The organism is Enterobacter sp. Taxon_8, assembly GCF_058354585.1.
The window spans coordinates 3800722-3813100 of record NZ_CM177989.1; the positions used below are offsets into that span (position 1 = coordinate 3800722).

General features: G+C 54.9%; 9 protein-coding genes and 1 riboswitch. Of the genes, 7 read left to right on the top strand and 2 right to left on the bottom strand.

From position 1 onward, the window contains the following. Nucleotides 1-14: 14 nt before the first annotated feature. Both AC4IBF_RS18085 and sgrT read right to left on the bottom strand, forming a co-directional pair. Nucleotides 15-1193, bottom strand: a complete 1179-nt coding sequence (locus AC4IBF_RS18085) for a sugar efflux transporter (RefSeq protein ID WP_491462997.1) — start codon at nucleotides 1191-1193, stop codon at nucleotides 15-17. A gap of 119 nt (nucleotides 1194-1312) precedes the next feature. Beyond that, the gene (gene sgrT, locus AC4IBF_RS18090) at nucleotides 1313-1465 is read right to left on the bottom strand and encodes a glucose uptake inhibitor SgrT (RefSeq protein WP_023334488.1); all 153 of its coding nucleotides are present in this window, start codon (nucleotides 1463-1465) and stop codon (nucleotides 1313-1315) included. Between the two features lie 88 nt (nucleotides 1466-1553). On the opposite strand from sgrT, the gene sgrR reads away from it, so the two are divergent. The 7 genes from sgrR to AC4IBF_RS18125 all read left to right on the top strand — a co-directional run bounded on the left by sgrR (nucleotide 1554) and on the right by AC4IBF_RS18125 (nucleotide 12377). Further along, nucleotides 1554-3209: an HTH-type transcriptional regulator SgrR gene (gene sgrR / locus AC4IBF_RS18095; RefSeq protein WP_111964052.1), complete on the top strand. Its 1656-nt coding sequence runs from the start codon at nucleotides 1554-1556 to the stop codon at nucleotides 3207-3209. Nucleotides 3210-3245: 36 nt separating this feature from the next. Continuing rightward, a riboswitch (TPP riboswitch) is annotated at nucleotides 3246-3346 on the top strand. A gap of 31 nt (nucleotides 3347-3377) precedes the next feature. Next, a complete protein-coding gene (gene thiB / locus AC4IBF_RS18100) occupies nucleotides 3378-4361 on the top strand; it encodes a thiamine ABC transporter substrate binding subunit (protein WP_288461256.1) in 984 nt (327 codons plus the stop codon). After that, nucleotides 4337-5947, top strand: coding sequence for a thiamine/thiamine pyrophosphate ABC transporter permease ThiP (gene thiP, locus AC4IBF_RS18105; RefSeq protein WP_491462998.1), 1611 nt, complete (start codon nucleotides 4337-4339; stop codon nucleotides 5945-5947). The genes thiB and thiP overlap by 25 nt, the downstream gene beginning before the upstream one ends. After that, nucleotides 5931-6632, top strand: coding sequence for a thiamine ABC transporter ATP-binding protein ThiQ (gene thiQ / locus AC4IBF_RS18110; RefSeq protein WP_133293768.1), 702 nt, complete (start codon nucleotides 5931-5933; stop codon nucleotides 6630-6632). Before thiP ends, thiQ begins: the two co-directional genes overlap by 17 nt. A 338-nt stretch (nucleotides 6633-6970) precedes the next feature. Then, on the top strand, nucleotides 6971-9481 hold the full coding sequence (locus AC4IBF_RS18115; protein WP_491463326.1) for a type VI secretion system Vgr family protein: 2511 nt from the start codon (nucleotides 6971-6973) through the stop codon (nucleotides 9479-9481). Next, a complete protein-coding gene (locus tag AC4IBF_RS18120; RefSeq protein ID WP_288461264.1) occupies nucleotides 9481-11661 on the top strand; it encodes a T6SS effector phospholipase Tle3 domain-containing protein in 2181 nt (726 codons plus the stop codon). Before AC4IBF_RS18115 ends, AC4IBF_RS18120 begins: the two co-directional genes overlap by 1 nt. 17 nt (nucleotides 11662-11678) lie before the next feature. Next, nucleotides 11679-12377, top strand: coding sequence for a T6SS immunity protein Tli3 family protein (locus tag AC4IBF_RS18125; protein ID WP_491462999.1), 699 nt, complete (start codon nucleotides 11679-11681; stop codon nucleotides 12375-12377). The last annotated feature ends 2 nt before the right edge of the window (nucleotides 12378-12379 follow it).

A 12379-nucleotide genomic window follows, 5' to 3' on the forward strand; every position in this document is an offset into this window, starting at 1 on the left:
TTTCATTCATCCGATCACACGTCTTTTACGCGGCAGGTCAGCAGGAGCGTCACGACGGATAGCGCCGCAATCATCCAGTAGACCGACGCATGGCCATAGCTTTGCGCTAGCGCCCCCTGAATCACGCCCGCCAGGATCACGCCGGTTGAAATACTGTTGGTAAAAAGCGTCGTTGCCGAGCCTGCACGGCCGGGCATCAGATCCTGGAACCAGAGCATGCCGATCCCGGCAACAATTCCTATAAACACGGCGTTAAACAGCTGCAGCGCCAGCAACGCTTCACGCGAATGGAAAAGGATCAACCCCGCGTAGAACAGTACCCCGGCCGCCACGGCGACGATCATCATCCGACGCTTTCCAAAGCGCTTAACGTAATAGCCCGCCAGAATCATCGCCGGAATTTCCAGCCCGGCAGCGGTTCCCATCAAGATCCCCGCGAGCTTGTCCGGTAAGCCCAGATCGCTGCTGATCCACAGCGGCATATCAATAATGTACATGGTGTTGCAGGTCCACATCAGCGTCGAGGCAATAAACAACATGCGGACGTTCTTGTCCTGCCAGCCGCTCACCTGGGTGAGCGGTTTATCCGTTGTCTGTTCGACGCGCGCCACGGACGGCAGTGCGAAGGCTATCAGCGCCAGGCTGATGACAAAAATCCCTGCCGCAATGGAGAACATGGCGGTAAAGCCATAGTTCAACGCCAGCATAAAGGCCAGCGGCGGACCAATGACCCACGCCAGCGAGAGCTGGGCACGCATCACCGAGCTGAACATCACTACTTCCCGCGCGGAGTTATCCGCATATTCACGGGCCAGGGCGAACAGCTGCGGCATAGCGGTGTTCGCCAGCGACGCCAGCAGCACGCCGCAGGTAATGAGCGTCAGATAATGACGATTGAAGGCAAAGAGCAGCGCGTTGCCCACGGCCATGGCGCAGCAAAAGAGGATTAGCCTGCGGCGATCGCCCTGACTGTCCGATCGTTTCGCCAGCGCGAGGCTGACCAGGATCCCGGCAATGGCGTTGACGGTATAAAACAGGCCGACCCAAAACGGCTGCGCCCCTACCTCGCGGCTGAGAAACAGGCTCAGCGTCGGCGCCTGAAGCGCCCCCGCCACGCCCATCATAAAGGCCACCAGCATAAAAGCGGCATACACGCCGTTCAGGCGTCGCCCCATCGTCATCAACCACAGCATGCGCAAGTCCTTGTGAAAGCGAATCGAAATTGGGTGAATAGTAAACGAAAAAAGCCAGCAAAAACATTTTGCTGGCGGGTGATAAGCACCAATACTCAGTCACACATGATCGAGGCGAGTTAGCGGGAAGAGGTCGGTGTCGTAACGTCCCACTGCATCAATTCTTCTAACGTTTTCAGCCGTTGCTCTGCACACCGGCGGGCCAGCCAGGACGATCCTTTTGTCGCTGAAAAGTACTGCTGATAAAACTGACGTGCGGTAGACCTCTTCATAATTTACCTCCTCGCTTCATCGAGGAGAATTATTGGCCTAATATAGGGATAAATAAATTGCTGGTTTTTTGTCAGGAGTTCCCCTTTTATGCCTTCCGGTCGTCTGCAACAACAGTTTATCCGCCTCTGGCAGTGCTGCGAGGGGCAATCGCAGGAGACCACGCTCAACGAGCTGGCGGACCTGCTTAGCTGTTCCCGCCGTCATATGCGCACGCTTCTCAACACCATGCAGCAGCAGGGGTGGTTAAGCTGGGAAGCGGAAGCGGGACGCGGCAAACGCTCGCGACTGACCTTCCTGTATACCGGACTGGCGTTGCAGCAGCAGCGCGCAGAAGATCTGCTCGAACAGGACCGCATCGATCAGCTGGTCCAGCTGGTGGGCGACAAGGCCGCCGTGCGCCAGATGCTGGTCTCCCATCTCGGACGCAGCTTTCGTCAGGGCCGGCACATTCTGCGGGTGCTCTACTACCGTCCGATGAAAAATCTGTTGCCCGGCACGGCGTTACGCCGCTCTGAAACCCACATGGCCCGACAAATCTTCAGCGGGCTGACGCGCATAAATGAGGAAAACGGGGAACTGGAGGCGGATATCGCGCACCACTGGCAGCAGCTTTCCCCGCGCCACTGGCGCTTCTTCTTACGCCCCGGCATCCACTTTCACCACGGCCGCGAGCTGGAAATGCACGACGTCATCGCCTCTCTGGAACGCGCCCGCAGGCTGCCGCTCTACTCACATATTTCGCGCATCCACTCCCCCACGGCCTGGACGCTGGACATTGAGCTGTCGCAGCAGGACAAGTGGCTTCCCTGGCTGCTGGGCTATGTGCCGTCGATGATTTTGCCCGGCGAGTGGGAATCATTGAACAATTTTGCCAGCCTGCCGATTGGCACCGGGCCCTACTCCGTGTCCCGCAATAACAGCAACCAGCTGAAAATCCGCGCGTTCGATGACTACTTTGGCTATCGGGCGCTGATCGACGAAGTGAACGTGTGGGTATTGCCTGATCTCAATGAAGACCTGAGCTGCGGTCTGACGCTTGAAGGCCCCACCACCGGAGAAAAGGCCGTGGAGAGCCGCCTGGAGGAGGGATGCTACTATCTCCTGTTTGACCGCCGCACCCACCGCGGGGCAAACCAGGGCGTCCGCAAGTGGATCAGCCACGTGCTGTCCCCTTCCAATCTGATCTACCATGCGGAAGAGCAGTACCAGACATACTGGTTTCCGGCCTACGGCCTGCTTCCGCGCTGGCACCACGCCCGGCCGTCGCACTGCGACAAACCCGCAGGGCTGGAGTCCATCACCCTGACCTACTACCGCGAGCACGTGGAGCATCGTTTTATCGCGAGGATCATGACCCGCCTGCTGGCAGCAGAGGGGGTCAAGTTAGAGGTAAGAGAAGTGGACTATGACGAATGGCATCAGGGAGAGATCGCCAGCGATATCTGGCTCAACAGCGCTAATTTTACCCTGCCGCTCGATTTTTCATTATTTTCACACCTGTATGAAGTCCCGCTGATCCAGCACTGCATCGATCGGGACTGGCAGCAGGACGCCGCCCTATGGCGATCGGGCGAGATGAACCTTGCCGTTTGGTGCCAGCAGCTGCTGGCCGAGCAGGCGATCGTCCCGCTGATCCACCACTGGCTGATGATTCAGGGCCAGCGCAGCATGCGCGGCCTGCGGATGAACACCCTGGGCTGGTTTGATTTTAAATCCGCCTGGTTTGCGCCCCCGGAGCCATAACGCTTTCGTAATATTCACCAAATCATTACAATAGCGCCGTTCTCAACGGGGTGCTGCATCACAGATGTGCGCTGAGATAATACCCGTCGAACCTGATCCGGATAACGCCGGCGAAGGGATTTGAGGCTGTCGCTCAAAATCCTTTGCCACTCAACCCTGAGGTGCAAAGTGTTAAAAAAAGTTCTCCCCCTGCTGGCGCTGTTCGCGCTGCCTGCTTTTGCCAAACCCGTCCTGACGGTCTACACCTACGACTCCTTCTCTGCCGACTGGGGCCCTGGCCCGGTTGTCAAAAAAACCTTTGAAGCGGACTGCAACTGCGAGCTGAAGTTCGTGGCGCTTGAAGATGGCGTGTCGCTGCTCAACCGCCTGCGCATGGAAGGAAAAAACAGTAAAGCCGACGTGGTGCTCGGGCTGGATAACAACCTGCTGGAAGCCGCCTCGCAAACCAAACTGTTTGCCAAAAGCGGCGTCGCGGCAGATGCCGTTAACGTGCCGGGCGGCTGGAAGAACGACACCTTTGTGCCGTTCGACTACGGCTACTTTGCTTTTGTTTACGACAAAAATAAGCTGAAAAACCCGCCAAAAAGCCTGAAAGAGCTGGTCGAAAGCGATCAGAAGTGGCGCGTAATTTACGAAGATCCGCGTACCAGCACGCCGGGCCTGGGCCTGCTGCTATGGATGCAAAAGGTCTACGGGGATAAAGCACCGGAAGCATGGCAGAAGCTGGCCGCCAAAACCGTCACCGTGACCAAAGGCTGGAGCGAAGCCTACGGCCTGTTCCTCAAAGGCGAAAGCGACCTGGTGCTGAGCTACACCACCTCCCCGGCCTACCACATTATCGCCGAGAAGAAAGACAACTATGCAGCCGCAGATTTTGCAGAAGGGCACTATCTGCAGGTGGAAGTGGCCGCGCGTACCGCTGCCAGCAAACAGCCGGAGCTGGCCGAGAAGTTCCTGAAGTTCATGGTTTCACCGGCGTTCCAGAGCGCGATTCCCGCAGGCAACTGGATGTATCCGGTTACTAACGTTGCGCTGCCCGCAGGTTTCGAGCAGTTGACCAAACCGAAAACCTCGCTGGAGTTTACGCCTCAGCAGGTCGCCGCGCAGCGTGCCGCATGGGTAAGCGAATGGCAACGCGCCGTCAGCCGTTGATTCCCGGCTGGTTACTTCCCGGGCTGCTCGCCGCCGCCGTGATGGTAGCGGTCAGCCTGGGGGCTTTTCTTGCATTGTGGTTTAACGCGCCAGGGAGCGACCTGCTCGCCCTCTGGCACGACAGCTACCTCTGGCACGTTATCCGGTTCTCCTTCTGGCAGGCGTCTCTTTCTGCCCTGCTGTCGGTGATCCCGGCTATTTTTCTGGCACGCGCTCTGTATCGACGGCGATTTCCCGGCAGGCAGGCCCTGCTGCGCCTGTGCGCCATGACGCTGATCCTGCCCGTGCTGGTGGCGGTATTTGGTATTCTGAGCGTTTACGGTCGCCAGGGCTGGCTGTCTTCACTGTTCGGTCAGCTTGGTCTGGAATGGTCATTCTCGCCTTACGGACTGCAGGGCATTCTGCTGGCGCACGTATTTTTCAATATGCCGATGGCAACGCGCCTCTTTTTGCAGGCGCTGGAAAATATTCCCGGCGAACAGCGTCAGATTGCCGCCCAGCTCGGCATGCGCGGCGTGTCGTTCTTCCGCTTTGTCGAATGGCCGTGGCTGCGCCGCCAGCTCCCGCCCGTGGCGGCGTTAATCTTCATGCTCTGCTTTGCCAGCTTTGCCACCGTGCTGTCACTCGGCGGCGGGCCGCAGGCCACCACCATTGAGCTGGCGATTTACCAGGCGCTGAGTTACGACTACGATCCCGGTCGCGCCGCGCTGCTGGCGATGGTGCAGATGGCGTGCTGTCTTGCGCTGGTGCTGTTGAGCCAGCGGCTGAGTAAAGCCATTCCCGCAGGTAGTCATCAAATAACCGGCTGGCGCGATCCGCAGGATAGCCTGCACAGCCGCGTCAGCGATTTTATCCTGATCGCGCTGGCGCTTCTGCTACTGCTGCCGCCGCTGATGGCCGTTATTGTTGACGGACTGAACCTCAATCTCATGGCAGTCCTGCAACAGCCCGTTCTCTGGCAGGCCACCTGGACCTCGCTGCGTATCGCGCTGGCTGCCGGATTACTGTGCGTCCTCCTGACCATGATGCTGCTGTGGAGCAGCCGTGAGCTCTACGCCCGCCAGGCGCAAAAAGCCGGACAAATGCTGGAACTGACGGGCATGCTGATACTGGCGATGCCGGGTATCGTGCTGGCAACGGGCTTCTTTTTACTGTTCAACTGCACCCTCGGCCTGCCGGAAAGGGCCGATGGCATTGTGATTTTCACTAACGCCTTAATGGCCATCCCCTACGCGCTTAAGGTGCTGGAAAACCCGATGCGCGACGTCAACAGCCGCTACGGTTTGCTGTGTCAGTCGCTGGGCATGCAGGGCTGGCAGCGGCTGAAGGTTGTGGAAGTGCGCGCGCTAAAACGTCCGCTTGCTCAGGCGCTGGCGTTTGCCTGCGTGCTCTCCATTGGAGACTTTGGGGTCGTGGCGCTGTTCGGTAATGACGATTTCCGCACGCTGCCGTACTGGCTTTATCAGCAAATCGGCTCTTACCGCAGTCAGGACGGCGCGGTTACCGCGCTGTTACTGCTGCTGCTGTGCTTTGCCTTATTTACCGTTATCGAAAAACTCCCGGGGCGTGATGTTAAAACTGACTGATGTAACCTGGCTCTATCAGCATCTGCCGATGCGCTTTACGCTCTCCGTTCAGCAGGGCGAGCGGATTGCGGTGCTTGGCCCAAGCGGTGCCGGGAAAAGCACCTTGCTCAATTTGATCGCCGGTTTTCTGCAACCTGCCAGCGGGTCGATAGCCATCGATAATCGTGATTTCACCGACGCCCCTCCGGCTAAACGCCCTGTGTCGATGCTGTTTCAGGAAAACAACCTGTTTACCCATCTGACGGTGCGGCAAAACATCGCGCTGGGAATGCATCCGGGGCTCAGGCTGAACGATGCCCAACGCGAAAAACTTGAAGTGATTGCCGCACAGATGGGGATCGCTGAATTCATCGACAGGCTGCCGGGCGAGCTCTCCGGCGGCCAGCGTCAGCGCGTGGCGCTGGCGCGTTGTCTGGTGCGCGAGCAGCCGCTGCTGCTGCTGGATGAGCCGTTCTCGGCGCTCGATCCCGCGCTGCGCCAGGAGATGCTCGCCCTGGTGCAGGACGTCTGCCAGCGCCAGCAGCTTACGATGCTGATGGTTTCGCACAGTATCGAAGATGCCGCACGGATTGCGCCGAGATCGGTGGTGGTTGCCGAAGGACGTATTTTGTGGGATGGAAGTACAGAAGAACTGCTGAGTGGTAAAGCTACCGCGTCTTCACTGTTGGGCATCAGGGCAATCTGATGTCCTCCCCTTCACTAAAAGTGACTAAAAAGTCCTCCGTCATTTTTTTCAAAAGCAATGAAAGCCCCTTCTTTAATGTCATAGCAGAATGTCGCTCTGAATGAAAAGTCAGAGCGCATATAAACTGGTTTGGCAACCGACGATCCTGACCAATAATAAATCGAGCTTTTTCATTATTATTTTAAATCACATTTCGTTTATGAATTAATACCTTTTAATTATACGAAAAATAAATACACCAAGAAAAAATAAACACATCAAAATGGTTTCAACCCTTACGTTTGTTTGCTAAGAGAGTATTATTTTATGATTCTACTGCTCTTGCAAGGGATATTATCATAGCAGTGCGCCCAGGAAACTTTCAGCAAAACGACACGCTAAATCGCTATTTACTTTTTTTCCCACGTAACTCTAACGCGTTAAATGACGTACATTCCTTTACAGGCGAAGAAGCACTCAGCCAGCCCTATCGCTATACCATCCGATTTACCAGCCCCAATGCAAATATTTCACCTGACGCCATTTTGAATCAGAAGGCGGAATTTCTTCTTCGCGCCCCTAACCCTGAGGCGTCATGGCATGGTCAGTCATCCTGGCTCCCAGTGCGCCAGATTAATGGAACAATTACTGCGTTTTCCCGCGTTAAGTCATCTTCAGATGAAGCGCTCTATGAATGCGTGCTTGAACATGAGCTTGCGTTACTGAACAGAAACTTCCGTTCGGCAGTGTACACCGATGTCACCGTGCCGGAGGTCGTCACGCAGTTGATGAAAGAGAGCCGTTATTTTGAAGGCTTCAATATTGATTTCGACAGCCTCAGATGTACCTATCCACGCAGGGAAATGATTATTCAGTGGAAAGAGACCGACCTGGAGTTTATTCGCCGCCTGTTGGCCGAAGTTGGAATATGGTTCCGTCTTGAAAATCACAGCACCACGCCGACGGAAACGGTCGTTATTTTTGGTGACTCTGCCAGCCGCTATATCATTAGCGAGAAGAAATTCCCCTTTGTTCGTCGCTCCGGGATGACCAGTCATGATGAGTACGTGACAGAACTGGAAGAACGACACGCGTTAATACCCGAAAATATAATGGTGAGGTCCTATAACTACCGCGATACTCTTTCACCGCAGGCGGATAAAACTATTGTCAGTAACAACATTCCCGGTGGCATTACGACAGGTAGCGAATACCACCATTCAGATCATTTTCTGCAGGGCGGGGATTTTTATGGAGAAGAAAGTGAAACCGCTACGTTCTATGCACGTTTGCGCTATGAGCGCCTGCTAAATACCCAATGTGTACTCGGTGCCACAACCAGCGCAGCGGAACTGCAGCCGGGCATAAAGTTCGACATAACCGGTCAAATCCCTGATGGCTTTAAGAAAGGTTTTCTCGTTACGTCAATGACGATAACCGGCAGTCGCGCAGAGCATTATCAAGCACTGCTGTCAGGCATCCCTTGCCGGCACGAGTATAGTTTCCGGCCAGAATTTATTCCCCGACCACAAATCGCAGGTACCGTCCCCGCACGGGTAATGGCGATAAGCAGCAATAAAATCTATGCGGGGATTGATGCCGCCGGACGCTACCGGGTGAAGTTCGATTTTGACCTCGATGAGAAACGTGCAGGCTTTGAAAGTGCGCTGGTGCGCCTTGCCAGACCGTACGCCGGAGATGTTTACGGTTTTCATTTTCCACTGCTCGAAGGCACGGAGGTCGCCATTGCGTTTGAGGGCGGCGATCCGGATCGCCCGTTCATCGCCCATGCCATGCATAACGGCGCGCACACTGATTTAGTCACAAACCGCAATGATACCCGCAACATCATCCGTACTGCTGGCCTGAATAAAATCCGTCTGGAAGACAGGAGGGGCCAGGAACATATCAAGATTTCAACAGAGCGCGGAAAGGGACAGCTCAGCGTGGGCCATCTTGTCGATGCGGAAGGAAAGCCGCGCGGGGAAGGTCTTGAAGCGCGAACAGATGACTGGATGGCGCTGCGAGCGGCAAAAGGCGTAATGATCAGCACTGAAGCGCAACCGCGCGCCCAGGGACAACAGCTGGATATGACGGCGGCCATCGCGCAGCTCGAAAAAGCACTCTCGCTGGCCATAACGCTGCAGCAGTGCGCAATGACGGCCGGTGCCGATGAGGTGGATACCGAACGGCAAAATGCCCTGCTTAAGACGCTGAATAAGCTTACAGGCGCGGGCCTGCTGACCTATGCCGGAGAAGGACAGGCCCACATCACGCCGCAAAGCCTGCAGCTTTCGGCAGATCAGGATCTGATTGCAACCGCTGGCCGCAACGGCAGCGTAAACGTGGTGAAAAAGTTCTCGCTGGCCGTAGGGGAAAGGCTCTCTCTGTTCGCCCGCAAACTTGGCATACAGCTGATTGCCAGTGCCGGTGATATCAAAACGGAGGCGCAGCGCGGAGCCCTGCACATGCTTTCTCAGGATGATTTCACCGTCACGAGCACGGCCGGCAAAATTAACGGCAGTGCGAAGCAGGGAATACAGCTGGTATGCGGTGGTGGTGGCATCCGTATTAGTCCTAGCGGGCTGGTTGAAATTTTCTCGCCAACCAGCGTGGACATTAAAGCGCCGAATTTTGCCTATAAAGGGGCGGAAAGCGTGCAAACGCAACCGCCTGCGTTTAACCAGGGCGCGTTTGCACAGCGCTATCAGCTGCATGCGTCTGACGACCCGGAGCAGATCCTCGCTAATCGCGCGTTCCGCCTTAAAAGCTCGGCGGGCCAAATGATTGAAGGCGTGACCGACAGCAATGGCTGTTCCCCGCTGCTGGATGCGGCCGACCTTGATTCGTACAAACTGGAGGTACTCTGATGGCTGATGAGAAGAAAAGCCCTTATTGCCCGCGCGTGGTCTCTGAGAACGATATCCCCGTCCCCAAATCATTAAGCCTGACGGCGCAGACATGCAGGGTAGGCATTCCTCGTCCGATGCCGGGGATCGTGATTCTGGTTCATGGGGTAAACGATGTGGGTGAAGCTTATCAGAATCAGGAGAAAGGCATTATCGCCGGGTTAAATAAACGGCTTAACCGGACAGATATGTACGCGCATGAATGGAATCACTTCATCATGACGCACAATGAAGAGGCGCAAAAGAAAATCGCGGCGCCGGGCCGCTCGCCTGTTATCCCGTTTTACTGGGGCTATAAGCCTGTAACGCATGAAGAATACCGCGCAGATCAGCAGCGCTATCGCAATGAAGTCAGCAAGCTCAAGGCGGAGGCACATCTGCCGTTCGACGCTTACCAGGAGGATGATGCGAAGAAAAAAGCGGATTTGGGTAATGACGGCCAGGGGGCGTTTAAATACCAGAACGACAATTTTGGTAACGCGCTTGATGTGAACTATGCCAAGGGCGGCGGCACCTTTGCGAATGCGACAACCAATATTCCGGATATGCTGGGGCCAGGCGCGGGGGGATTCGCAACGTCCGCAGCAGGGATTATAACGTTGCATGCGAATGGTGGAGATTTCACGCACCCTATCTTTCCTAACCCGCACCGCATCTACCAGTTCTTCGCAGCACAGCGCCTGGCGGATTTGATTATTCAAATACGTCAGCCGCTGGAAACACGAAACGACGTTATCAATATCGTGGCCCACAGTCAGGGGACAATTATCACCATGCTGGCAAACATGCTGGTAAAGCAGGCGGGATATGAACCGGTTAACTGCGTCATTCTAAATCACTCCCCTTACTCGCTCGAAAGTCGGCTGGCTGAAGATATTCAACCGGGTCATCATCAGACATCCGATGCGCGGGTGCAGACGTTTAAGAACTTTTGCGCACTAATGGCGACGCATTACAAAGGCGGTGAGATAACAGAAGCCGATATTCTGGCAATGGAAGCGGCCTGCACGCTGCGTAAACCGTCCGACAACCCGTTAAGGACGGATACAAGATACAGACGCGATAATAACGGCCGGGTCTATAACTATTTTTGTCCGAATGACGGCACCGTCTCCCTCAAGAACATACAGGGGTTCGGCTGGCGCGGTATTCCTGAAGATATTGCCAGCCATATTCCAAACCTGTATCAGCGGGTATTTTATCAACATGGAGAGGTGGGAACGATGCCGGACGGGAAACCGTTTAGCCTGCCGCCTGTGAGAACGGGTGATGCGGATTACAGTTCAGTCGGTAACGCCTCTTACACCGCGCATGACGTGATGGTGAACGGTGAAGAGCTACCGGTGAAGTTTATATTCACATTGCAAGGGGCAAATAATTATAAAGGCGACGATCCAAAAACGAGAGATAAGCCGTATACCGCCTCCATCGATCCGGACAGCACGGACGCCTATATCTCCTACTCAGCAAAAGCCTACGCCATCAAACGGACGCAAAGCGCCACGTACGGTGTCAGCAGATACCAAAGCCTAAGCTGGCATCCCGGCCATGTCTTGACGCCTGATGAGCTGAAAATGGAAAGCTATGAGCGTGGTGTCCAGGTGATTAACGGCGTGGTGGCAGGTTCAAAGGATTTTCCGACCGTGACATTAACCTGGCTTCGCCCGCGCGAAGAGCTGGAAAAGGAATGGGCGAAATCCGACCCGGTAAGTTACAGCCAGCACTCGTCAATCGTGATGAGTGAATATGCCCCGTCCCATGCGATGGCTTTTGACCTGGCCATCGGCCAGTGCCGGTCCTTTGATTATAAGGCAGGCAAATTCTGGGAAGACCTGCTGCACCGTGCGGACTGGAGAGATCCGCTGAATACAAATTTGCAGGCAGTGGAGTATTACCGTTCAGGGATACTGCCTGATGAAACTACAAAATGGTTTATGAACAGGCCTGATGACATTTTACCTAAAGGGAATTTTGGCGTGGTAAATGAATTTAACAATGCAACTACGGTAAAGCTATCACGCGATCTAGCAGTAGGTAACCAGGAGGTTGCAAATCTGCAATGGGATATGCCCAAAGCAAAAAGTGACCGTGAACTGGGTTTACAAAATCATATATCGGCACTCGATATTCGCCCTTATTGAGCAAAACAGGGAAGTTAATGGAAATGATAAATGCAGCAGGAACAGTCTTGGCTATATTGCTGATGGCTTCAGGCTGTCAGGCGAAAGAGCCGCCGACACAGGTGATTTACCGTTTCGATGACCATCGTTATCTTGAACTGAAGGGCTGGGACTGTGAAGGCGCGCTCTGGTACACCGATACGCAGCGGGGGATTCATTCAGAAGCGGTCAGTCAGTTCTATCGTATTTTTACTAAAAAATACGTCCATCCGTCAGAGCGTTATATAGCGATTCCGACCTGGCATTCACCGGGCTCTATTGTATCAAAGGATTATGGCAAAACCTGGCACCCGTCCTCATTCTCGCCCGGCGAAAATGAACCTAATGGAGACAATGCACCTCCCTATGATGACATTCTTTCTTTCACAGTAGTGAATGACCAGGGCTTTCTGCAGACAAAGCACCGCCTTTATATGTCCTCCAGGCCGTTTGATGACCCCCGTCTATTGCCCGGTGGTAAGGGTATTCATTACGAGCTTCCAGATGGGGTGCAGGGTGATATTAAAGCAGGAACAGGTGGCTGGGCGTGGGGAATGGTTTATATGACGAAGCAAGGCCTCAAGGACACCGTACAGTCATTGCAGACTAATTGGGGAGACCAACCCGATAAGGTCCCTGAAGTAAAAGGCTACACCGGCTGGGACCATATGCAATGTGACATGGATGCGGGGCGCTAACT